19 protein-coding genes are annotated in these 25,028 nt (G+C 43.0%); 10 read left to right on the top strand and 9 right to left on the bottom strand.

The window, feature by feature from the left end; all coding sequences use genetic code 11:
- The first annotated feature begins 35 nt into the window (after positions 1-35).
- Positions 36-3,776 (top strand): sensor histidine kinase, encoded by a 3,741-nt coding sequence (locus tag FPZ43_RS06470; protein ID WP_146381037.1) that lies wholly within the window; start codon positions 36-38, stop codon positions 3,774-3,776.
- A gap of 78 nt (positions 3,777-3,854) precedes the next feature.
- Here the strand turns inward: FPZ43_RS06470 and efp are convergent, their stop codons facing one another.
- The 6 genes from efp to FPZ43_RS06500 all read right to left on the bottom strand — a co-directional run bounded on the left by efp (position 3,855) and on the right by FPZ43_RS06500 (position 9,881).
- Positions 3,855-4,418: an elongation factor P gene (gene efp / locus FPZ43_RS06475; RefSeq protein WP_146381038.1), complete on the bottom strand. Its 564-nt coding sequence runs from the start codon at positions 4,416-4,418 to the stop codon at positions 3,855-3,857.
- 92 nt (positions 4,419-4,510) lie between these two features.
- The gene (locus FPZ43_RS06480; protein WP_146381039.1) at positions 4,511-5,131 is read right to left on the bottom strand and encodes an ABC transporter ATP-binding protein; all 621 of its coding nucleotides are present in this window, start codon (positions 5,129-5,131) and stop codon (positions 4,511-4,513) included.
- 122 nt (positions 5,132-5,253) lie between these two features.
- The gene (lpxA, locus tag FPZ43_RS06485; protein ID WP_146381040.1) at positions 5,254-6,039 is read right to left on the bottom strand and encodes an acyl-ACP--UDP-N-acetylglucosamine O-acyltransferase; all 786 of its coding nucleotides are present in this window, start codon (positions 6,037-6,039) and stop codon (positions 5,254-5,256) included.
- 2 nt (positions 6,040-6,041) lie between these two features.
- Positions 6,042-7,439, bottom strand: coding sequence for a bifunctional UDP-3-O-[3-hydroxymyristoyl] N-acetylglucosamine deacetylase/3-hydroxyacyl-ACP dehydratase (locus FPZ43_RS06490; RefSeq protein ID WP_146381041.1), 1,398 nt, complete (start codon positions 7,437-7,439; stop codon positions 6,042-6,044).
- 73 nt (positions 7,440-7,512) lie between these two features.
- Complete coding sequence (gene lpxD / locus FPZ43_RS06495) at positions 7,513-8,547, bottom strand: UDP-3-O-(3-hydroxymyristoyl)glucosamine N-acyltransferase (protein WP_146381138.1); 1,035 nt, start codon at positions 8,545-8,547, stop codon at positions 7,513-7,515.
- Between the two features lie 107 nt (positions 8,548-8,654).
- Positions 8,655-9,881 carry an HD domain-containing protein gene (locus tag FPZ43_RS06500; RefSeq protein ID WP_146381042.1) on the bottom strand — a complete coding sequence of 409 codons (1,227 nt, stop codon included), beginning with the start codon at positions 9,879-9,881 and terminating at the stop codon, positions 8,655-8,657.
- Positions 9,882-10,018: 137 nt separating this feature from the next.
- Here FPZ43_RS06500 and porX point away from each other — a divergent pair, with 137 nt between their 5' ends.
- The 3 genes from porX (at position 10,019) to FPZ43_RS06515 (ending at position 13,406) form a co-directional block, all read left to right on the top strand.
- Entirely contained in the window at positions 10,019-11,572 is a 1,554-nt protein-coding gene (gene porX / locus FPZ43_RS06505; protein ID WP_146381043.1) for a T9SS response regulator signal transducer PorX, read from the top strand.
- 132 nt (positions 11,573-11,704) lie between these two features.
- Positions 11,705-12,121: a tRNA (adenosine(37)-N6)-threonylcarbamoyltransferase complex ATPase subunit type 1 TsaE gene (gene tsaE / locus FPZ43_RS06510; protein ID WP_146381044.1), complete on the top strand. Its 417-nt coding sequence runs from the start codon at positions 11,705-11,707 to the stop codon at positions 12,119-12,121.
- 58 nt (positions 12,122-12,179) lie between these two features.
- On the top strand, positions 12,180-13,406 hold the full coding sequence (locus FPZ43_RS06515) for an alanine dehydrogenase (RefSeq protein ID WP_146381045.1): 1,227 nt from the start codon (positions 12,180-12,182) through the stop codon (positions 13,404-13,406).
- Here the strand turns inward: FPZ43_RS06515 and FPZ43_RS06520 are convergent.
- Complete coding sequence (locus FPZ43_RS06520) at positions 13,403-14,005, bottom strand: phosphoglycerate mutase family protein (protein ID WP_146381046.1); 603 nt, start codon at positions 14,003-14,005, stop codon at positions 13,403-13,405. The two genes, FPZ43_RS06515 and FPZ43_RS06520, sit on opposite strands and share 4 nt — an antisense overlap.
- A 56-nt stretch (positions 14,006-14,061) precedes the next feature.
- Here FPZ43_RS06520 and FPZ43_RS06525 point away from each other — a divergent pair, with 56 nt between their 5' ends.
- From FPZ43_RS06525 to FPZ43_RS06535, 3 genes are all read left to right on the top strand, one after another.
- On the top strand, positions 14,062-15,087 hold the full coding sequence (locus FPZ43_RS06525; protein WP_146381047.1) for a YihY/virulence factor BrkB family protein: 1,026 nt from the start codon (positions 14,062-14,064) through the stop codon (positions 15,085-15,087).
- Between the two features lie 93 nt (positions 15,088-15,180).
- Positions 15,181-16,419, top strand: coding sequence for an aspartyl protease family protein (locus tag FPZ43_RS06530; protein WP_146381048.1), 1,239 nt, complete (start codon positions 15,181-15,183; stop codon positions 16,417-16,419).
- Positions 16,420-16,507: 88 nt separating this feature from the next.
- Positions 16,508-19,108: a zinc-dependent metalloprotease gene (locus FPZ43_RS06535; protein WP_146381049.1), complete on the top strand. Its 2,601-nt coding sequence runs from the start codon at positions 16,508-16,510 to the stop codon at positions 19,106-19,108.
- 74 nt (positions 19,109-19,182) lie between these two features.
- Here FPZ43_RS06535 and FPZ43_RS06540 read toward each other — a convergent pair whose 3' ends face one another.
- Entirely contained in the window at positions 19,183-19,455 is a 273-nt protein-coding gene (locus tag FPZ43_RS06540) for a hypothetical protein (RefSeq protein WP_146381050.1), read from the bottom strand.
- A gap of 197 nt (positions 19,456-19,652) precedes the next feature.
- Between FPZ43_RS06540 and FPZ43_RS19235 the strand changes: the two genes are divergently transcribed.
- The 3 genes from FPZ43_RS19235 to FPZ43_RS06555 all read left to right on the top strand — a co-directional run bounded on the left by FPZ43_RS19235 (position 19,653) and on the right by FPZ43_RS06555 (position 24,239).
- Positions 19,653-20,366 (top strand): collagen-like domain-containing protein, encoded by a 714-nt coding sequence (locus tag FPZ43_RS19235; RefSeq protein ID WP_222430941.1) that lies wholly within the window; start codon positions 19,653-19,655, stop codon positions 20,364-20,366.
- Positions 20,367-20,572: 206 nt separating this feature from the next.
- Complete coding sequence (locus tag FPZ43_RS06550; RefSeq protein ID WP_146381051.1) at positions 20,573-23,509, top strand: outer membrane beta-barrel protein; 2,937 nt, start codon at positions 20,573-20,575, stop codon at positions 23,507-23,509.
- A 172-nt stretch (positions 23,510-23,681) separates the two neighbouring features.
- Entirely contained in the window at positions 23,682-24,239 is a 558-nt protein-coding gene (locus FPZ43_RS06555) for a hypothetical protein (RefSeq protein WP_146381052.1), read from the top strand.
- Positions 24,240-24,295: 56 nt separating this feature from the next.
- Here FPZ43_RS06555 and pgl read toward each other — a convergent pair whose 3' ends face one another.
- Positions 24,296-25,024: a 6-phosphogluconolactonase gene (pgl, locus tag FPZ43_RS06560; protein ID WP_146381053.1), complete on the bottom strand. Its 729-nt coding sequence runs from the start codon at positions 25,022-25,024 to the stop codon at positions 24,296-24,298.
- Positions 25,025-25,028 lie beyond the last annotated feature (4 nt).

Here is a 25,028-nt window from a genome sequence, read left to right on the forward strand (position 1 = left end):
GCTTTTCACATCCATAATAGCTTACAACTACCCAATTGACAACTGCCGCCAAAATACGTTTACTGCTTGGCTTGCTCTTTGCCAGCCTTTTATTTACAGCAACCGTTGTCGAAAAAACCTATACTCCTGCCAACAACCTTGCTCAAACGGCAAAAGCCTTTGAAAATAACCTGCACGGGCAGGAAAACTATGTTTACAATGCGCTAAACGACCCGGATACTTTTGCCGATATGATGTCGCTTTCGGTTAATCATCCGCGGGCAATATCGTTTATCAACAACTTTACTATAAACAGGAATATCTGGTTCATTACGTTAAGGAACGGCAAATTGTCTTTCTACAGCGGCGCCAAGGTAGTACCCGAAAGTTATGACAGAATAAGAGAAGGCAGTTCCTTTATAAAATATGCTAATGGTAATTACGAGGTAATTAAGCACACACGTGGCAATAGTACCATCATCTTTTTTATACTGGTAAAAAACAACTTTAAAATACAGAACAAGTTTCTGCAAAACGGCTTTGCGAAGTTTATATCGCAGGACAAGAATATTGATATTGCCGACATAAGCGACCATAACGTATACGCCGTACATGATGTAAAAGGCAGTTATCTGTTTTCGCTTAAGCTTATTGACGGCAAGGTCAACAACCGCTTTTTCTATTTTCAATTAGGTATATGGATAGTAGCCATTATTACCCTGTGCATACTAATACATGATATAGTTACCTACCTGGCCAATAAGCGCAACCAGGTATATCTTGCTTTATTGGCATTAGCATCCTTTATAATATTGTTCAGGTTTATCAACCTATATTATGGCTGGCCAAGCTTTACACAGCCGCTTGTACTTTTTAGTCCGTCTTTATACGCGTCCAACAAAGTATTTCCATCCCTTGGCGATTTTTGCCTCAACGTGCTCGCGTTAACCTGGTTCACTGCTTTTTTATACACCCAGCGCAATAAGCTTATTAATACCCTACCGGGCAAATATGCAAGCTGGCTTATCTATGCGGTTTGTGTGCTGGTGTTATTTGTAACATCAACTGCCTTATTAAACCTGTTTGAGGGCCTGGTGCTTAATTCAAAAATAAGCTTTGATGTAAACAATGTACTCAACCTATCTGGCTACAGCTTTTTGGGCGTGTTAATGCTATGCTTTAGCTTTCTGCTGTTCGTGTTGGCTACCGAAGTTGTGCTTACCATATGTGCTACGTTAAGTATATCGGCATTTTACCAGGCACTGGTATTTGTAGCCTGCAGCCTGCTGGCAACTATTTATACAATTTATGCAGGCCATTTTAGCCTGTTTTATTTGTTATGGGCTGCACTGGTTATTGTTAGAGGCTACACCTACCTGTTTGAAGGGAAAAAATTTGGCGCAACATCATTTGTGCTCATTGTACTGGTGTGTGCGCTCATATCTTCGGTTAAACTGGCATACTTTCAATCGGTAAAAGAGAATGAAACCCGTAAGCTACTCATACAGCGCCTTGAAGTACCGGACGACCTTACTGCCGACGCATTATTTAAAAACGTTGAACGTGATATAACTGTTGACGCTGCTGTTGTATCTTATTTTAAGGATACCGAACACGACAATGCTTTTTTAAAAATGCGCCTGCAAAAGGCCTATTTTGACAGGTACCTGTCGCGGTATGATTTTAAGGTACACGATTTCGACGCGCAGGATCGACCACTATCGTCAGACGGGGATTACTCTGTAGACAATTTTAAGGACCTGGTTCTTTACAGCTCAATAAAGGTATCAGACTATTTTTATCGTGCCAATGATTCATTTGGTTCGCAAAGCTACTTTGCTATTTTACCGGTAAAAGATGGCGACCGTACTTTAGGTACCCTTATCATCGAACTAAAATCGAAACCGCTGCTTGCCCCCGGCACCTTCCCTGAACTGCTTATTGATAAAGAACTGCAGGCTGATGCGGAGTACAAAAATTACTCATACGCTTTTTATGCCGATAACCGGCTTGTTGAGCAAAGCGGCACATTCATTTATAACATAACCAATAAGGGGTTTAAAGGCGCGCTAAAAAAGTACGTAGTACAAAATACCGAAAGCACCCGCCCGGGATGGTTTGAGCGTTTTGTACGCTACAGCCACCTCATTTACATGCCTGGCCCTCGCAACATGATTGTAGTTAGCATGGAGCAAAATATGCTCCTGACAAACATAACTGCACTTACATTTTTCTTTGTGGTTTTACTGGCCTTTGGCGCGTTGATATTGCTTATCCGTTTATTATGGATACGTGTGAGGCTATTTAACGTTAACAACGATACCATTAAATGGAACTTCAGGATAAGTTTTGATAACATACTTTACCGCACGCGTATACAGTTTTCGGTAATCATTGCCGTAGTGGTTACCCTTGTAATGGTGGGTATTATTACCTTCCTCTCCATCAGCAGGCAATACCAGGAGCAGCAGGACAGGCTAATACGGTCCAAAATTCTGCAGATAACCTCCGCACTTGAAAGTAACTGGATTAACAACATAGATAACATTACTGAGCAAAGCCGAGTGGAGTTTGACCAGTTGGCGGCCACCTACTCAACCGATGTTACGTTGTTTAATCTTGCAGGGCAACCGCTTATTACTACCCAACCTAAAATTTATGATTACGGCTTGCTTTGCCGCCACATAAACACCCGCGCGTTTATTGCACTGGCCGGGCAGCAGCAATCAGAATACGTAAGTGAAGAGCACATAAGCGGGTTGGCTTACAAAGCGGCTTACACCCCCGTGCGTAACAGCAAGCACCAAACCGTTGCTTATCTGCAACTGCCATACTTCTCCAACCTGGCCGATTATACCGAGCAAATTGGCTCGTTGCTTAACATCATGATAAACGTTTATGCGCTTGTTTTTATAGCCATTGGTTTGTTTGCCGTGATCATAGCAAGGCAAATAACAGCGCCTTTAAACTTTATACAATACAACCTTAGCCGTACCATTTATGGTAAAAAGAACGAGCCTATTAAATGGGAGCGCGACGATGAAATTGGCGCATTGGTAAAGGAGTACAATAACATGATTGCTGCGCTGGAAAACAGCGCAATTAAACTGGCACAATCTGAAAGGGAAACGGCCTGGCGTGAAATGGCCAAGCAGGTAGCGCATGAAATAAAAAACCCGCTTACGCCATTAAAGTTGGGCTTGCAGTTGCTTGATAAATCATGGAAGGACAAAGACCCTAAGTTTGATCAGAAGTTTGAGCGATTCAGCAAATCGTTTGTTGAGCAAATTGAAAGCCTTTCATCAATAGCATCCGAGTTTTCGGCTTTTGCAAAAATGCCTGATACCCGGATAGAGAATATTGACATCTTCGAGATGCTTAACCAGGCGGTTATCATCTTTAAGCAGATGGATAATGTAAGCATTACGTTTACCAAACCCGGCACGCCGTTCATTATCGGTGCCGACCGCGACCAGCTTTTGCGCTGCTTTAACAACCTGCTTAAAAATGCCATTGAGGCTACTCCGCAAGATCGCCGTTGCGAAATTGATATTGAGTACTTAATTACCAATAAAAACATCCTCTTTACTATAAAAGATAACGGCAACGGCATCCCGGAAAACATGCGCGATAAAATATTTGAGCCTAACTTTACTACCAAAAGCTCGGGCACGGGCCTGGGGCTGGCGTTTGTTAAAAACTCTATTGAGAATGCTAACGGCAAGGTTTGGTTTGAAACTACCACAGGGGTGGGCACAACTTTTTACCTAAGCTTCCCGGCGGCTGAGAAAGTTTGATAAGCTATGCTTGCTCATAAGACAAAAGAGGCCACGAAATTCGCGGCCTCTTTTGTCTTATATATTCAGGAATAATGATTATCCTTTTGCACGCTCAACATACGAGCCTGATGCAGTATCAACTTTAATTCTGTCGCCAATGTTGATGAATAACGGTACGCGAACTTCGGCACCTGTTTCAAGCGTGGCATTTTTAAGCGCGCCGCTTGATGTGTCACCTTTAACGGCAGGCTCGGTATAGGTAACTTCCAACTCGGCCGAACCAGGGATAGAACCCATGATAGGCTCATCGCTTTCAAAGGCAACAATCACATTCATGCCTTCTTTTAAAAATTTAACCGGTGCGCCAAATAATGATTTTGGTACGTTATGCTGATCGTAAGTGGTGTTATCCATTACTACTAATGAGTCACCATCTTCGTAAAGGTATTGGTAATCGTTCGTTTCAACGCGGGCAATATCAACCTCCTCATCTGTACGGAAGCGGTACTCAACCAATTTGCCCGATCTAACGTTGCGCATACGTGCCTGATAAAAAGCGCGCAGGTTGCCCGGTGTACGGTGTATAAATTCTTCTACCTGCACCAACTCGCCGTTAAAACGCAGTATGTTTCCATTTTTTATGTCAGATGCTTTTGCCATATCTAATTATAATTGAGGCGCAAACTTAGGAATTTGTATTGAGATGTGATATATCCGCAACAACATTTTTGCCTTACCGGTGCGGTGCTCAACTATGGCTTATAGTCGGTTATGCTGAGGCGATTTTCGCAAAAGGCATATTCATGCTCTTGGTTTGAGCAAATAATGGTTAGCCTGCCTGCACTATATTTTTCAACCAGGCCCAGGTACCAATCTATCCCCTGGTTATCGAGGTTTGATGTTGGTTCGTCAAGCATGAGCATTTTCGTGTCCGAGCAAAAGGCCAGCGCAAGCTTTAAACGCTGTTTCATGCCCGACGAAAAATACCTGATAGCTTTATTTCGGCTGCCTTGCAGGTTTAATATGTCGGCAACGGCTGCCCTATCAACCCCTGGCTTGTAGCTTTTAAATTTGAAGTGAAAGTCGATCATTTCTGATAGAGAAAATTCCTCTATCAACTCAAGATACGGTGCGGCAAGGCTCAGATAATTAAAAACATTCTCGGGCTCGATATTTTTACCGCCATCCTCAAAAGCAAGCTTACCTGTAGACGGTGCAAGGCTGCCGTTAAGCACCTGCAGCAATGTTGATTTACCGGAACCGTTGGAGCCTAAAATGGCGTAGCTGTTACCCTGCTCAAATGTATAATCAACCCCCCTGAAGATCCATTCACGGTTAAAACGGCGACCAATGTTTTGCAGCGAGATGTTCAAAATAGTTATTGGTTGATAGTTAATAGTTCATAGAGTTCAAATGAACTATTAAAATTTGGGAACAATAAGGGCTTAGCCAAGAGCTCGCTATGGTCTATGAACCATTAGCTATCTACCAAAAACTATACCGCTCCGAAACCTTTCATGATACCACGCTGTGAGTTTTGTACGAAGTTTATAATCTCGTCGCGCTCAACAGTTGGGTTAAATTGCGCTTCAATGATATCAAGTGCTTTGGTAACGTTGTATTTCTTTAAGAAGATAATACGGTAAATCTCCTGGATTTCATTGATACTTTCTGCAGAAAAACCGCGTCGGCGCAGACCCACCGAGTTAATACCAATATAAGATAATGGCTCGCGACCGGCCTTGGTATAAGGTGGCACATCCTTACGCACAAGCGACCCGCCCGATATCATGCTATGTGCCCCAATCTCTACAAATTGATGCACGGCAGATGTACCGCCAACAAAAGCATGATCGTGCACTTTAATGTGCCCTGCAAGCTGTACCGAGTTAGCAATGATAACATTATTACCAATAATACAATCGTGCGCCACGTGTACGTAGGCCATGAGCAGGCAGTTGCTGCCAATGTTAGTGGTGTTTTTATCAAGAGCAGTACCACGGTTAAGCGTTACACACTCGCGTATTACCGTGTTGTCGCCAATGGTTACGGTGCTGGCCTCGCCGCGGTATTTCAAATCCTGTGGCGGTGCTGATACAACAGCACCCGGAAAAATACGGCAGTTTTTACCGATGCGTGCACCATCCATAATAACCGAATTTGAACCAACCCAGGTACCTTCGCCAATTTCAACGTCCTTATGTATAGTTACAAAGGGTTCTATTACAACGTTATCGGCTATTTTTGCCTGCGGGTGTATATATGCTAACGGCTGTATCATGCTTACTTATATTTAACTATCTGCGCCATCAGCTCGGCCTCAACAACAATTTTTTCACCTACCATACCAATACCTTTCATTTGCGCAATGCCACGGCGTATAGGCGCAACCAGGTCGCAACGGAATATTAACGTGCTACCCGGCAAAACCTTGTCTTTAAAGCGTGCATTTTCAATTTTAAGGAACAGGGTAAGGTAGTTTTCAGGATCAGGAACGGTATTTAAAACAAGTATACCGCCTGTCTGTGCCATTGCCTCTATCTGCAATACGCCCGGCATTACCGGTGCGCCCGGGAAGTGGCCAACAAAGAACGGCTCGTTCATGGTAACGGCTTTTAAGCCTACCACGTGTGTTTTGGTTAATTCAAGAATTTTATCAATAAGCAGCAACGGTGGGCGATGCGGCAATATTTCCATAATCTGCACGGTATCATATACTGGTGTCATATTTGGGTCGTAAACCTTAACGTGTTTACGGCTGCGCTCTTTTTTAATTAAAGCCTTTATCTTTTTGGCGAAGGCTACGTTAGCAGCATGGCCCGGCCTTGCTGCCATAATGTGGCCCTTGAGCGGAACACCAACCAAAGCCAAATCGCCAATCATGTCAAGTAACTTATGGCGGGCCGGCTCGTTTTGATGGCGCAACTCAATATTGTTAAGGATACCCTGCGGCGCTACGCTGATGTCTTTACGGTTAAAAAGTTTTGCCAGGTGGTCAAGTTCTTCCTGGTCAACTTCCTTATCAACTACAACAATAGCATTGTTAAGATCGCCCCCTTTTATAAGATCATGCTTTAGCAAAGCCTCAAGCTCATGCAAAAAGCAAAAAGTACGGCTCGATGCAATTTCCTTTTTAAATTCTTTTATGCTTGATATGGTAGCATGCTGGCTACCCAATACCTGCGAGTTATAATCAACCATGCAGGTAAAACGGTAATCATCATCTAACGGCATAGCAACCATGTCAACTTTACGGTCGGCCTCCGAGTAATGAATGTTGTAAGGGATATGGTAATATTCGCGATCAGCCTCCTGATCAACAAAGCCGGTTTCTTCAATGGTGTTGATGAACTGGATAGAGCTGCCATCCATAATTGGCATTTCCTGCGCGTCAATATCAATAAGTACGTTATCAATCTCCAAACCTACCAGGGCTGCCAGCACATGTTCAACCGTGCTTACGCTTGCCCCATTTTGGGTAAGCGTAGTACCCCTTGATGTATCCGTAACGTTATCGCAATCGGCATCAATAACGGGCTGTCCCGGTAAATCTACACGGCGAAATTTGTAGCCATGCTTCTCGGGAGCCGGGTTAAAAGTCATGGTAACTGCTTGCCCGGTGTGTAAACCAACGCCCGATAAAGATACGGGCGCCTTAATAGTTCTCTGTTTCACATTCATTTTATGTAGGTCATTTATTCATTGGTTCACAAGCTCGTGGGCACGTATCCCGGCGAGGGTGAATTACTGAACATTATTTTTTAATGTCTTTTATGATATCTTCTAATTCGCGCACACGCTTTTCAAGATCAGGCAAACGGCGGATGTTTACATGCGCACGCAGGTAATCTTTATATGGCAAATAGGGCGAACCACCCCATTGTTTGCCGGCTTCTTTTACAGAGCTGTTTATACCAGTTTGTGCTCCAAACTGGCTGCCATCTGCAATGTTTAAATGACCAGCAAAACCAACCTGCCCACCTATAACAACACGGGCACCAATTTTAGTACTGCCGGATACGCCGCTTTGTGCTGCAATAACCGTGTTACTGCCCACCTCAACGTTGTGTGCTACCTGTACAAGGTTATCAATTTTTGCCCCTTTGCGAATAACGGTCGACCCCATAGTGGCACGGTCTATCGTAGCGTTTGAGCCAATTTCAACATCGTCTTCAATAATAACGTTGCCTATCTGCGCAATTTTGGTGTAAGTTCCGTCGGCATTTGGCGCAAAGCCAAAACCATCGCTGCCAATTACCGCGCCGGAGTGCACTACTACGTTGTTACCAAGCACACAATCAAAGTAAACGGTAACACCGGCAAATAATGTAACATTATCACCCAGCTTTACATTGTCGGCAATATAGCAGTTTGGGTATATTTTACAGTTGTTGCCTATGGTTACTCCCTGGCTGATGTAAGCGAAGGCACCAATATACGCATCGGTGCCAACTGCTGCCGTTTGGTGTATAAAACTTGGCTGTTCAATACCTTCTTTATGAAGCTTAAATGTATTATATTTTTCCAACAGCAAAGTAAAGGCGCTGTACGCATTCTCTACCCGTATCAAAGTGCATTTAACAGGCGAGGTAAGCTCCTGGCTGTTGTTAATAATTACTATTGAAGCATTGGTGGTGTACAGGTACTGCTCATACTTGGGATTTGCCAAAAAAGACAGCGATCCGTTGCCAGCTTCTTCTATTTTGGCTAACTGGTTTACTGCTGCAAGGGGGTCGCCTTCAACTGTACCTTTAAGCAATAAGGCTATATCCTTTGCGGTAAATTGCATCATGCAAATTTATAGTGTTAAACCCAAAGCAACAAATATGTAATATATACTTAACCTGCAGGGCGTTTTATACGGTTTTGGATATTAACGGATAAGGTATAAAAAACTTATACCAGCTCCTTGTTATAGCATAGTATATATTTTTGCACCGTACGTGACAGTGCCTCCAGGTTGGAATTGTCACTCGCCAGCGTAATATCAGTAAGCTTGCCGTTCTTCATCAACAAGTGTATATTACCATCGCCTTTGTTATAGGCGTTGTTACGAATGCTGTCATCAAACACAAAGTACGATGCCTCATGTTCGCTGATGTTGAACCGATCCATTGCCTTTTGTTTAAGTGTTTGTATCAGGGTAGCATCGGGCTGCCCGGCCGTGATATCAACGTGGTAAAGGTTACGGTTAATTAAGTTTTTGCAAAGCGTTGCCAGTACAAAGTCATCAGCATTGGCCCATACCTTAACGGCGGCCATTACATCCGTGTCATCCAACAATGCAAATGTGTCCAAATGTTCACGGCTGTTAATAAATGCTTCTTTTGATATCAGGTTTTCCAAAAAATAGGCAAGCGCAGGCGTAAGCGGGTATCGGGCACCGGTTAATGATAGTTCGCGGCTGCGCTTAAAAATCTTACACAAAAGCTGCTCGCCGGCTATTACCGTTTTATGCAGATATACCTGCCAATACATTAGGCGACGGGCAATCAAAAACTTTTCAATCGAGTAAATACCCTTTTCCTCAATAGCAACAACATCATCCTTAACGTTCAGCATCTTTATAATACGGTCCGAACTGATTACCCCTTCAGATACTCCTGTAAAATAGCTGTCGCGATTAAGGTAATCCATACGGTCCATATCCAACTGGCTGCTCACCAATTGATGCAAAAACTTTTTATGGTAAGTGTTTTTAAATATGCTGATAGCCAAACCAAGGCGCCCGTCAAATTCCTCATTTAGCCTATCCATCAATAAAATGGAAATATCCTCGTGGCTTATGTCCTGCACAATGGTATGCTCCAGCGCATGCGAGAATGGCCCGTGTCCAACATCATGCAGTAAAATGGCAATAATTAAGCCTTCCTTTTCTTCGGGCGTAATATCTATACCTTTGTAGCAAAGTGTTTCTACAGCGGTGCCCATTAAATGCATGGCACCCAGGGCGTGATGGAAACGGGTATGCAAGGCACCCGGATAAACCAAATGCGTCATCCCTAATTGTTTAATATAACGAAGGCGCTGAAAGTAGGGATGTGCGATGAGATCGAAAACCAGCTCTGAGGGAATGTTGATGAATCCGTAAACGGGATCGTTAATGATTTTCTTTTTATTCAAAACAGATGATATGTTGGCGCAAAGGTGGCTATTTATGGTAATACCAACGCAATATGATTGTTAATTTATGTTAATCGTTTATATTTTTACAACAAAATATACTGCCGAAAGGTTATAGGGTGGTAAAATTAAATATTATGCAGGACACCACAATATTATGGGCCGATGATGAGATAGATTTGCTGAAACCGCATATACTGTTTTTAAATGAAAAGGGATATAAGGTAACCACCGTAACTAATGGTTACGACGCTATAGATGAGTTTAAAAAGAACTATTTTGATGTAGTTTTTTTGGATGAGAATATGCCTGGCATAACCGGACTTGAAACCCTATCGCAGATTAAGAATATAAAAAGCGATATACCTATTGTACTGATTACAAAGAATGAGGAAGAGTATTTAATGGAGGATGCAATTGGCTCCAAAATTGACGACTACCTTATTAAACCCGTACACCCAAAGCAGATATTGCTTACCATAAAAAAGCTTACTGAAAATAAACGACTGGTTACCGAGAAAACCACCATGGCTTACCAGCAGGATTTCCGTACGCTTGGTATGACACTTAATGATAATCTGAGCTATCAGGAATGGGTTGATGTTTATAAGAAATTGATTTACTGGGAACTCGAGCTGGAAACACTTGAAGACGCCGGTATGCACGAAATACTGACGCTGCAAAAAGCCGAGGCCAACGTACAATTTTGCAAGTTTGTTGAACGTAACTATCTTGATTGGTTAAAAGACCCCGACAACGCGCCTACCAATTCGCCGCAGTTGTTCAGAAAAAAGGTATTTCCGAAGCTGGGTAATAATGTACCGGTGTTTTTTATTTTAATAGATAACTTAAGGTATGATCAGTTTAAGATCATCAACCCAATTATATCAGAATATTTCAGGCTCGAAGACGAGGATACTTATTACAGTATATTACCAACCGCAACGCAATATGCGCGTAACGCCATATTTTCGGGCCTTATGCCTTTAGAGATGGAAAAGCGTTATCCGGGCATGTGGCAAAATGATGAGGACGAGGGTGGCAAGAACCTTTATGAAGCCGATTTCCTGGCCGACCAGCTTAAGCGCTCGCTTCGTAAAGATATAAAGCATTCGTATCATAAGATATTGAACATTGACGAGGGACGTGCGCTTAATGAATCGGTAAATAACCTGATGAACAACGAACTGAACGTGGTGGTTTACAACTTTGTTGATATGCTGAGCCATGCCCGTACCGACATGCAGATGATACGCGAGTTGGCGAGCGATGATGCAGCCTACCGCTCGTTAACGCTTTCATGGTTTGAGCATTCGCCATTGTTCGATTTGTTAAAATTCCTTGCAACCAAACAGGTTAAAGTTGTGATCACTACAGACCACGGTACCATCCGCGTTAAAAACCCAAGCAAAATAATAGGCGACCGTAATACCAATACCAACCTGCGTTACAAACAGGGCAAAAATCTGAACTATAACGCAAAAGAGGTATTCCATATCCGCAACCCGCATGATGCGCAATTGCCAAAATTGCACGTAAGCTCGAGCTTTGTATTTGCCAAAAGCGACAGCTATTTTGTTTACCCTAACAATTACAATCATTTTGTAAATTTCTACAATGAGACCTTCCAGCATGGCGGTATCTCATTAGAAGAAATGATCATCCCAATTGTAACCTATGGGTCTAAATAGTATTTAGTATATTTAAAATAATCCACGCGTCATTGCGAGGCACGAAGCAATCCCAGACATGCATAGCCGATATGCCTAAAGCGATATTGCTTCGTACCTCGCAATGACGCTTTAACAATAAGCGATTTCGGTATGGAAATCCATATTAACAATACAAACGAACTTGATAGCGCTGCTGCAGATATTATAAAATATGCGGCCGACAACCGCCTGTTTTTATTTTATGGTGAAATGGGCGCAGGTAAAACCACGCTGATTAAATCGCTTTGCGCTGCGGTAGGCGTGCATGATGCAGTAACAAGCCCAACCTTTTCTATTGTGAACGAGTACGAAGGTGCCAGCGGTCCGGTATTTCATTTCGATTTTTACCGGTTGAAAGATCAAAGCGAAGCTATGGATATGGGATACGAAGAATATTTCTATTCGGGTAACTATTGCTTTGTGGAATGGCCCGAAAAAATTGCCAGCCTTGTACCAAATCGTTACACAGGCATTCGCATCCAATTGCAAGATAACGGCGGCCGGCAAATCACTGTAGAAAACATTTAACAGACGAGTCGCGTTTTTTTACTAACTTCATCATCCGGAAACGTACGCACATATCATCATGAACTTAGGGAAAGTTAGCGGATTTTCTGACATCGCCAAACAGGCAATGATGCAGCCGCAAGAATCAATGTTAGAGATTAAAAGCAAAAAAAACAAGCTTTACATTGGTATCCCAAAGGAAATAAGTTTTCAGGAAAACCGCATCCCACTTACACCGCTTTCTGTTGCATTGCTGGTAAATAACGGCCATGATGTAATGCTTGAAAGCAATGCAGGCCTGGCCGCCAACTTTACCGATAGCAATTACAGCGAACAAGGTGCACAGATTGTTTACGACACCAAAAAAGTTTACGAAGCCGATATCATCATCAAAATAGCGCCGCCAACCATGGAGGAAATTGAGATGATGAAACCAGGGCAGTTGCTTATTTCAACACTGCAGGTTGCTACCTTAAAAGCAGAAACGCTACACGCCCTGCTGGCCAAAAAGATAACCGCACTTGCTTTTGAAAACTTAGAGGATGAGGGGGGCTCGCTTACTGTTGTGCGTGCTATGAGCGAGATTGTAGGAGCTACATCTATCCTGATAGCGGCGGAATACCTCAGCAACATTTTTGAAGGAAAAGGCCTTATGCTTGGCGGCATAACCGGCGTACCACCTACCGAAATTGTAATATTAGGTGCCGGTACCGTTGGTGAATATGCGGCCCGCACCGCCATATCATTGGGCGCCGAAGTGAAGGTGTTTGATCCATCACTTTACAAGTTGCGCAGGCTGCAAAATAATATCGGTACACGCATCTTCACATCGGTAGTGCAGCCTATAGTGCTCGAGAAAGCTATCACGACCTGCGATGTTGCCATAGGCGCTATCCGTGCCGATGATGGCCGTAGCCCCTGCATAGTATCTGAAGAAACAGTAAGCCGCATGAAACCCAATTCGGTGATTATTGATGTGAGTATCGACCAGGGGGGCTGTTTTGAAACTTCGGAAGTTACTAACCACACACACCCCGTTTTCCGCAAGTATGATGTTATACATTACTGCGTACCAAACATTGCATCTCGCGTGGCGCGTACAGCAACTTATGCGCTTACCAATATTTTTGCCCCCATCTTAGTAGATATCGGCGAAATGGGCGGCCTGAAAAATCTGATCTGGCAAAAGGCCGGCATTCGTAATGCAGTATATATTTACAACGGCCATCTAACCAACAAACACATGGGCGACAGGTTTAATATTCCTTGTAAAGACCTGGATCTGCTTGTGGTATCTAACCACTAATAACTGTTTATTGGCCTGGTAAATTGCTGGGCATCTACATTAAGCTGGTATTTAACCGGCATCTCTGTACTATGATGAGTTTTGCCGTAATAGGTGATATCTAAATCAACCCTTCCCGAATCATTAATGGTTACTTTAAAAAGCATATCATAATCGTCATCGGCTAAAGTTTCAAACGGCTGCTCGGCCCCTAGTGCCGTTAAAAGAGGCATAATTGTATTAGAATGCCCAATTATTAAAACATTATTGCCCTTAAAGTTTTTAACTATAGTGTTGGCATATTGCTTAATACTATCAGTGTAAACGCGAGGTAATATACGCTGCTCATCGGCCAGGGGCTTGGCTGTTTGGCCGGTGCGTTTGTAACGGGTTACGTAAATAGCTTTTATTTTTTTATGCTTAAGCGTTTTTGCAAGGTCTTTGGCCCGCTGTAAACCCTCGGCAGATAACGCCGGATCATCGCTTTGCGGAGCATTTAGTTTTTCCGCATGGCGTACCACCCAAATGGTGGTTTTTTGAGCAGAAGCGCTCAGGTTGCCAAGCAGCAATACAGCTATAAAAAACGTAAAAAAGCGTATAAAGCAAAAAGCGTTTTTCATTACAACACATTTATGTACTTGTAAAGATACCAACAAATAAAGTTTATTATACAGATATGAAATTTTGGAGTAAAGAATATTTTAAGCAGTTGTGGAAGGTAATTTTGGCAACCTTTAGCGGCTTTTCAAACGATAACGGATTAAAGCTTAGCGCATCTTTGGCTTATTATACTGTGTTCTCGTTGGCGCCATTGCTTTTGTTGATACTTGCTTTGGCAGGCATTTTTTTAAAAGACGGAAGTTACCGCCAGGATTTTTACGATCAAATACAGCATTACATTGGTAAGCAGGGCGCGCTGCAAATACAGAGTACAATAAAATCTCAAGACATTGCAGGCAAAAGCGGCATAGGCCTGGCCATTAGTATTGTTACTTTGCTTTTGGGTGCAAGTTCGATTTTCCTTGAGATACAAGATTCTCTTAACACCATTTGGCGCGTTAAAGCCAAACCAAAACGCGGCTGGGTACAAATGTTAAAAAACAGATTCCTGTCTTTTTCGCTTATTGTAAGCCTTGGTTTCTTGTTATTGGCTTCCCTGCTTGTAAACCTTGTTATAAGTGCCATAAGCGATAAATTAGTTGCCTTTTTACCAAAAATTTTGGGTAAAGACATAGCCGGCGTAGTTGGCGAAGGTTTTCTGTTTGCCGTTAACTTCGGCATTACGCTGGTAGTTATCAGTGTGCTTTTCGGTATTATTTTTAAAGTACTGCCTGATGTTAAGATCAAGTGGAAGGACGTTCGCTCGGGCGCTATATTTACCGCGATATTATTTATAATCGGCCAGTACATTATTAGCCTGTATATCCAGTATACGGCACAGGGCTCGGCATATGGCACAGCCGGCGCGCTGATTGTGATATTGGTGTGGATTTATTATACCGCAGCCATTTTGTATATAGGCGCAGAATTTACGCAGGTATATGCCGAAGCCCAGGGCAGCCATATTGAACCGGCGCCTTACGCTGTAGTTATTCAACAAACAGAAGTGGAGAAAAAAGTGGCTGCGCTACCTTTACAAAATCCGGACCTTGAAGGTGTGCTAAAATGTGATACCGACACGCCCGAAAAGGATAAGAAGTAGGCATATCTGTTTGTTAAACAGTTATTTATTATAAAATAAATTAGGATTTATAATTGGCTAATCTTTATGTTTGGTTAACCAATTATAAATCTTTTGTTTGCTTACAGGCATTTTCGGTCGAAAGTGCACCTGTTGCTTACAGCCCTGTTTTGTTACCTAAGCGCTGCATTATTTGCACAAAGCTTTAAGCTTGATGATAGCACCGATAAGGTAACCCTGCCTTTTAAGGCTGTGCGCAATATGGTGGTTGTACAGCTGCGCATAAACAGCAAGGGCCCGTTTAATTTTCTGCTGGATACCGGCGTTGGTATCATGATCATTACAGAGCCGGGCATTGTCGACTCGTTAAGCATAGCGCATAAGCGTAAAATAAGGATATCGGGCCTTGGCGATGGCGAGGATTACGAAGCGCAGGTTACATCCGTGCTGGATATCCAAATGCCCGGCTTGCATAGCGAAGGTGTGGCAGCCGCGGTGCTTAAGCAAGATTACTTTAATTTATCCAGTTATGCCGGTATGCCTATTCATGGCATTGTGGGATACGATTTTTTTAATTCGCTGGCAGTAAAATTGAGTTTTAGGGACAGCACTGTTACGGTTTGCCGGCCAAAAGACCTTCGCGGTATTCGTAAATACAGTTGGGTACCCCTATCTATCGAAGACAAAAAACCTTATATTCAAACCCTTATCACCCTACCAAACGGCAACACTACGCATAGTAAGTTTGTTGTAGATTTAGGAGCAGGCCACCCGCTCCTGCTCGAAAACATGATAGCAAAAAGCGGCCTGCCTGCAAAATTTATAGTGGCAAACCTTGGGGTCGCCATCAATGGCCCCATTAAGGGCTACCTTAGTAGAGTTAAGGAATTGTCGCTTGGGCGTTATAAGCTCAAAGATGTTTTAACATCGTTCCCCGATGACCCGGATACTACCAATAGGTACAAAATAGCAAGAGACGGAAATATTGGCATTGGCATCCTCAAAAAATTTGATGTGGTTTTTGATTACTCAAACAGCTCGCTATACCTAAAAGCTAATAAGCAATTTAAACAAGCCTATGAGTATGATATGAGCGGGCTTGAATACTTTGCTACGGGCAAAGATTACAGTCATGTAGTAATTAGCCGGGTTGCTCCGGGCTCTCCAGCTTTTGACGCCGGGCTCGAAAAAGGCGACGAGATCATGTCGATCAATCTTAAACCTGTTTCAAAGATGAGTATTGAGGAGATTGACAATTTTTTCAAGTCTCGGAACGAACGCACCTTATTGCTGGATATATTTCACGATAACCGCTACGACAAAGTTATAATCACTTTAAAGCGCAGGATATAAGGTGGCTGTAACAGAAATATTGCATTGGGCAATACTGTAATTTTCCATATTTTTAGCCTTTACTAATTAATTTAATAACTAACCCAAAATGACTAAAAACACACGGGTAAGCAAATGCTTACACGCGGCGCTTTTTTCGCTTGCTGTTTTAGCGGCAAGTTCATGCGCAACCAAAAAACAAACCGCCCAAACGGTTACCTTAAAAACAACCAACACCGCCACCGGTACCACATCAACCGCTACTGTGGGCCCGTCAAAAAAAGAAGGCATCAAGAAGTTTAGCGACCTGGTTGGCAAAACCAAAGCCGATGAGGGCCTTTTTAACACTTACAAGGTTGATGGTAAATATTACTTTGAGATACCGGATAGCTTGCTTAACCGCGAAATGCTGGTGGTTACACGTTTTGTAAAAACACCGGCCGGCTTAAAATCATTTGGGCAACAATATGGCGGCGAGCAAATAAATGACCAGGTTTGGAAATGGCAGCGCCGCGACAAACAGGTTTTTGTACGCGTGCCAAGCTACTCGGTTATTGCCGACAGCACAAGCGACATGTATCAATCGGTTAAAAACTCCAACCTTGATGCAGTACTGGCTTCTTTTGATATCAAGGCTTACAACAAAGATACCACAGGCGTATTGGTAGATGTTACCGACCTTTACAACGGTGACTTGGCTGCGCTCAGCATCCCGGATAACATAAAAAAGATGTACAAGGTATCATCTATTGATGCCAGCCGGTCATACATTGATACCATTAAAAGCTTCCCCGTAAATGTTGAAACCCGTACTTTAAAAACATACCGTGCAGGCGAGTCGCCAACCGATAATACTAATGCGGCGTTAACATTCGAGTTAAATACATCGATGGTGCTATTGCCGAAAACGCCAATGAAGGCCCGCATTATGGATAACCGTGTTGGCTTTTTTGGGCAGGGCCAAACCGATTATGGCACAGACGCACAAAAAGCCGAGCAAACTGCTTACATACACCGTTGGAGGCTCGAGCCAAAAGACGAAGCGGCTTATGCACGCGGCGAGCTGGTTGAGCCTAAAAAACAAATTGTTTACTACGTTGACCCCGCCACCCCTAAAAAATGGATACCTTATCTTATTGCAGGTATAAATGATTGGAACAAGGCTTTTGAAGCTGCCGGCTTTAAAAATGCAATTGTTGGTAAAGAAGCACCTACAGCAAAGCAAGATCCGGAGTTTAGCACAGAGGACGCCCGGTACAGCGTTGTCAGATACTTTGCATCTGATGTACAGAACGCTTATGGCCCGCATATATCTGACCCACGCAGCGGCGAAATCATTGAAAGCCACGTAGGCTGGTACCACAACGTAATGACACTGTTGCGCAACTGGTACTTTATACAAACTGCTGCTGTTAACCCTAACGTACGCATGGCGAAGTTTACAGATGCGCAAATGGGCGAATTGATTCGTTTTGTGTCATCACATGAAATTGGCCACACACTTGGTTTACCGCATAACTTCGGTTCGAGCTACGCTTACCCGGTAGATTCGTTACGTTCAAAGTCATTTACCGACAAGCACGGTACAGCACCATCTATAATGGACTATGCTCGTTTTAACTACATTGCACAACCCGGCGATAACGTAACCCGCTTGTACCCGCAAATTGGTGAGTACGATGAGTGGTCGGTTAAATGGGGCTATAGTTATTTCCCTGGTAACAAAACAGCCAAACAGGAAAAAGAAATGCTTGATGTTTGGACAAAAGCAAAAGCCGGCAACCCGCTTTATTACTTTGGCCGTCAGGGTACCTCAATTGATCCGCGCCTGCAAAATGAAGACTTAGGCGATAACGCGATGAAGGCAAGCACTTATGGCATTGCTAATCTGAAGAGAATATTGCCGAACATCGAAAAATGGACGTACCAAAAAGGTGAAGATTTTGATGATCTGCGCGATTTATACAACGAAGTTATAGGCCAGTACAACCGTTACATAGGCCATGTTACCATGAATATTGGTGGCATGAACGAGAACTATAAAACATACGACCAAAAAGGCCCTGTTTATGGTTTTGTAAGCAAGTCGTTACAGCACGATGCCGTTGAGTTTTTAAACAAGCAGGTGTTTACTACACCTTATTGGCTAATAAACAATAACGAGTTAAGCAAATTTGATAATGGTGTTGTGATAAATCGTATCAAGGCTTTGCAAGTGTCTGCTTTAGGTAACGTACTGAACGCATCTCGCATGGCACGTATGTTTGATAACGAAACGCGTAACGGCGCTAGTGCCTACACCGTTGCAAACATGTTTAATGATTTGCGCAGCGGTATTTTTGGAGCAGGTAAGGCAGATCAGTTTAAACGTAACTTGCAGCGCGGTTATGTTGACAACCTGAAGAGTTTGTTGAATGATGATTTTACCCGCGCGTTCCCGGGTGCAACATCTGCTCAACTGGCAAACATGGGTTTAACGCCAATGAATATTGCGCTGTCTGATATTCGCCCGATGGTACGCACCGAATTGAGCAAAATAAGCGCGAGCCTGCCAAAAGGTGGTGATGCTATAACAGCTGCACATTATGCTGATTTGCGTTTACGCATCAAAGAAGCTTTGTATCCAACAAGGCCTGTTATAAATGTAGCTGCCGGTATGCCTGGGCGTTTAGCCGATGGCGCAGCAGATACGCAGGATATCAATTACTAAAATAAAAAAGCATCAAACTAAAGGGCTCAGTAATCATTTACGGGGCCTTTTCTTTTAAACAACCAGCCGGTTTATTATTTTAATTGGCTGATATTTTCAAAAAAAGCTGACTGTAAATCGAGCAGGCTTTTCACATTCATTTTTTCGCCATAGGTATCAAAGCATAAAAATGTGCTTTTACCGGTATCATTATTTTTAATTTTCTCGAAAAAATTAAAGGTTTCAAAAAAATAGTGCTTTGTAGTGATTTTACTACGACCATTTGTTTGTGAAGTATTGAGCCTGAAGCCAATAGCATCAATCCACTTGTGCACTTTCGAGTGGAGATTTACAGTTATATTATCCATAGGTTAATTGTTTTTAATTTTTAACGAAATAATGGCAACAAAAGTTATGCCTTATTTTAAGTTAACTTTTAACGAATGTTAACGACTTGCGCCGAATGTATCGCCGTCTCCCTTATAATATAATTGCCTTGTGCGAAAAAAAATTGCAACCAAATGGTTTCGCCCTCGTAAAAGCAAGCAAAACACACAACTACTATATGCTAAAATTTAGACATTTACCTATACTTTTATTGGCTGCTGCTTTAACAGCATCATCATGCGGTAAAAAAGGCGACCCGGGTCCGCAAGGCGTTCAGGGCGAACAAGGTGTTAAAGGAGATACCGGTGCAACAGGTGCAACCGGCGCTACCGGGCCGCAAGGTCCACAGGGTGCAACCGGCGCTACTGGTGCAAATGGCGCCACGGGTGCCACAGGAGCAACCGGTGCTACCGGCCAAACTGGTGCAACCGGCGCTACAGGTGCACAAGGCCCGCAGGGACCAGCAGGGCCGGCAGGTGCTAACGGAAAAGATGGCCAGAACGGCCAAAATGGGAAAGACGGTGAGTCAACCAACATCAGCAGCTACATATTTACCAATAAGAACGTACTGCTTACCGGTTTTACAACTTTTGCAGTGCCTGCCATTACACAGGATATTGTTAACAAAGGTATTGTGCTGGCTTACTTCCGCACCACGGGCTCAACAGCAAGCTACTACTCGTTACCATATTTCGAAAATGATCGCAGTATGTACCTGTCATCATACGGTGTAGGTTATGTTAATATTAAATCCAACTTTAATGAAAGCGGCCTCGATTTCAGGATAGTTGTTATTCCGGGCACATCATTAGGATCATTGGGAGCGGCACACCCGGGACTTGACCTTAAAAACTATAGCCAGGTTGCTGCTGCTTTGCACCTAAGCAATTAATACAGCAATACAACATATTGATTTATTAAACAAGTAAGCCCCGCTTTTGCGGGGCTTACTTGTTTAATATGTAACAATCACATTGAGGCAACGGCTAAATAATGTAACAATGATATGATTAATAAATATTTAACAATCATAAGTTGAACATTTGCACAACATATGTGTCTTACTACTCAACATAATACACATACCCCAAAAAAATTATGAAATATATACTTTTACTTATCGCACTGGTATCATTTGGTGCGCTTGATGCAAAAGCTCAGAATGGGCGCATTGTACGAGGCACTATAGTTGATACCACGAACCTATCGCTGCCGGGCAGCAACATCAAACTAACTTCAGACAAAGGCGACAGTGTTATTACCATTGCCGATGTGAACGGCAAGTTTACCTTCCCTACAGTTAAAGGCACCAAAATTAATCTGGCTATAACTTCAATAGGTTTTCAGGCTATTATAAGGCACTATACCTTACCTGCAGGAAATGATGCCGTGCAGCTTGACCCGATAGCCCTTAAATCTGACACCCGCCAATTGGCACAGGTAACCATTGTTGGCGTTAATCCCGTGGTGTTTAAGGAAGACACTGTTCAATACAGTGTATCGGCCTATAAGGTGCGTGAAAACGCCCCGGTAGAAGATGTACTGAAGAAAATTCCTGGGATTGACGTTGCCCGCGATGGTACAGTGACGGCGCAAGGTAAGCAGGTTACGAAAGTGCGTGTAAACGGTAAAGACTTTTTTGGAGGCGACGTACAAAGCGCCACCAAGAACCTCCCTGCCGATGTTATTGAAAGCGTACAGGTAATCGACGATTATGGCGACCAGGCCAACCTTACAGGCGTTAAAACCGGCGAGCCAAATAAGATATTGAACTTTACCATCCGCAAGGATAAAAACTACGGATACTTTGGCCAGGCAACTGCAGGCGACGGATCGGATTTGCTACCGAAAGACCCGGGTGTAAATAATGATAACCGCTACCTGGGCGATGTTAAGTTCTTTAAATTTAATAACGATCAGCAGATCTCAGTTTTAGGAACCCTAAATAACACGAACGTTAACACCTTTTCGTTTGGTACTACAGGTGGTGCTGCAGGTGGCGGCGGCTTTGGCAGAGGCGGCGGTGGTGGCCGCGGCAATGCTTTACGTGGCGGCAATTCCGGGTCGACAGTTGTGCAGGATGGTATTACAAACGCCCGTTCAATAGGGCTTAACTACCGCGATCAATGGGGAAAAAACCTTGCAGTATACGGTAACTACAGCTTTAGAGACAATACCACATATACAAACTCAACTACGCTGCAAACAAATAACTTTCAAACACCCAGCATAAGTAACCAGCAAAGCAATGAAACCAGCGAGGCACGCAACCACCGTTTTGAGTTTAATGCAGAGTGGAAACCAGATACGCTTAATTATTTAAAGGTTACGCCATCGTTTTCATACGCAGGCACGGATGTAAATAGCCAGGACGTTGTAAGCTCATCAAGGGGAGGCGTACCAAATCTTGCTTATACTTCAACATCAATAAGCAACTCAACTTCTCCAAACTTTGGCTTAACCGGTTTCTACAATCATAAATTTGGCAACACTCGTCGAAATTTAAACATTGGCTTCAATGCCAACACATCAAAAAATTCGACGTTTGATAATCCGATATACACCTATACAACCGGATCTGGTACAGCGCCGGCCAACCAAGTAATTAATACTGATAGCCGTACCACAACTTACGGCATCAACGGGTCGTTTTTGGAGCCGCTTGGTAAAATATCTTTTCTGGATATCAACTACGCATTTAACCGTTCATACACTACAAGCGATAAACTCACCGATACACTTAACACTAATGGAGCTTATGACAGGTATAACTTGCTAAGTAATCAGTACAATTATACGTTTACAACAAACAGGTTCGGATTGAACTATAAAGTTGTTGCATCAAAATATAATTATACCTTGGGTGTTGCCGGCCAACCGGCAGTATTATCGGGAACCAATGTTATAAACCAGGTATCTACCCGCAATACAACATTTAACGTAATACCTACCGCGACGTTTAATTACAATTTTTCGCGTAGCCAGTCTATCAGGTTTAATTATAACGGTAGTGCAAACCAACCGGCATTTAACCAGCTACAGCCGGTTACAGATTTCTCTAACGCGCTGTACCCTGTGCAGGGTAACCCAAACTTAAGGCCGGAATTTGCTAATAATGTTACGCTGCGTTACAATGCTTTTAGTTTCCAAACCGGCAACATCTTCTTCATTGGCTTAAACTATAATCAAACCAACAACAAAATCGTTTCAAACACAGTAACTTATCCAACACGCTTCTCTGCAGCGGTGTTGGCCAACGCTACAGAAGATTTAACCCGTTTACAAAATACCAATTTAACGAAGTACTTAAATGCCGACGGTTACTACACTGCGGGAGCATTCTTTACTTACTCAAAGCCATGGGCCGAGCGTAAGTACACTTTAACATTGGGTGGAAATGTAAACTATACCAACAACATAGGTTTCTCTCAGTCTGTTGACGAAAATAATGTAGAATCGGCAATTGCAAAAAACATTGCCAAAACACTCAGCCTTGCGCCAAATGTGAGGTTCCGTACCAATATCACTGATATCATCGACGCAGAGCTTTCCGCAAAATACACGGTCAATAAAACCGACAACTCATTAAACACTCCCCTGTACTCGGCTAATACAAATATCCGCGTGCTTGAGCTTGGCGTAAATGGTAAAAACTACTTTTGGAAGGATTGGACCCTTTATTACGATTACCTTAAAACCTTTAACTACGGTTATGCAAGCAGCGTAAACATCAAAAATCCAAACCTTGTAAACGTTTATGTGGAGCGCCGTTTCCTGAAAGATCATCGTGGTACCATTCGCCTGGCAGCATATGACTTATTAAACGAGAATACTGGATTCTCTACATCAACAAATGGTAGCATTGTAACACAAAGCAACGTGAACAGGCTTGGCCGTTATTTCCTGGCCACATTTACATTCCGTTTGCAAAAATTTTCGGGCAAGAGCCCATCCGGTAACCCTGACAGGTTTAGAGGCGGCCCTGGTGGTGATGGCGGTGGCAGGCCAGGTGGTGGCCCCGGCGGCCCAATGTAATAACTTCCTTGAAAAGAGGCCGCTTGCTTAAGCGGCCTCTTTTTGTTTAAAAGGAGATATTTTATCGCTTCAACATATAGCTAAAATTTTAATGCTTGATTAATTGCATTTAAGTGCAACCTATTTGCTACTTTGAGCATCTACCTTTAAACATCATCACACAAAATCATATATGACCTCACATTTATCAAATTTAAAATCTGTTTTATTTACAGCAGCGTTCTCTATGCTGATAATACTTTCGGCACAGGCGCAAGACAAAATAAAACGCATTGGTAATAAGCCTCGTACGGGCTCATCAAACTCAAGCTATGCTGTTGTAAAAGGCCAGCAGATAGGCATTAAAATGAATGCCGGTAAAAAGCCGGTGCAATTGCTAAGCCTTAATTTTACTGTAGAAAACCGCCGCACAGATACTATTGATTTTAAGGTAAACGTGTACGAGTTTGCAAAAGAGATAGCCGGAGAAAATTATGTAAAGCAGGATATCATAGGGCATATTGCACCGGGCAAAAGCGTTGCGACAGTAAATCTTGAGCCTTACAACATACAGGTAAAAGGAGATGTATTGGCGGCAATTGAATGGGTAAAAACATTAAGAGGTGCTAACCCTTATTTTTCTATAGGCATACTTAACGGCGGCACTTACACCTACGCAAACGACGAATGGAAAAAGATGGGCTACTTTGGCGCCGATTTCAATATGATGGTTAAGGTGCTTAAAAAATAACAGTACTTATTTATAAAAAAACGAAAGGCCTCTGCTATCAGAGGCCTTTCGTTTTTTTATTTGTTGCTTAAGGCGCTGGCTGCGGCTGCGTCTAAAAACCAAAGCAGCTTGCCATTATTGGTCGGCTTGATAAGCTGAGCCGGGTAAAGCTCAATATTGCGTTCATCTTCCAGTATATGTTTTACGGCTTCAGCTTTGCCTTTTCCGTAAACCAGGAAAGCAATATTGTGCGCAATATTTATCAGCGGGGCTGTAAACGTAATACGATTCATTTTTACTTCGTCAATGTACAAGGCCTCTACAGCAGCACTTTCCTCCTGCAAAACTGGTGTGTATGGAAATAAAGATGCGGTATGTGAATTGTCGCCCAACCCAAGGATGATCAGATCAAACGCTGCGCTGTGGCCGTTAAAATAGGTTGCAATACTTTCTGTATAAGCCTGTGCTGCTTTATCGGCACCCAGTGCAGTCTGCACCGGGAATACATGTTCCGGGTCTATCCCCAATGGGTCCAACAGCGTTTGTTTGGCCATCAGATAATTGCTTTGCGCATCATCTAATGGTACATCACGCTCGTCCCCAAAAAAGAAATAAACCTTGTCCCAATCTATTTTATCAGCGTATTTGCTAACCAATAATTCATGCAATTTTTTAGGCGAACTGCCACCGCTTAACGCAACCGAAAAACGGCCATGGTCGGCAATGGCCTTTTGTGCCGCCTCGGCAAAAAAAGCTGCCAGGTTTTCTAATACTTCGCTTTCGGTACTTGATATTTTAAGTTCCATAACC

It is taken from the genome of Mucilaginibacter pallidiroseus (genome assembly GCF_007846085.1).
GTDB lineage: Bacteria > Bacteroidota > Bacteroidia > Sphingobacteriales > Sphingobacteriaceae > Mucilaginibacter > Mucilaginibacter pallidiroseus.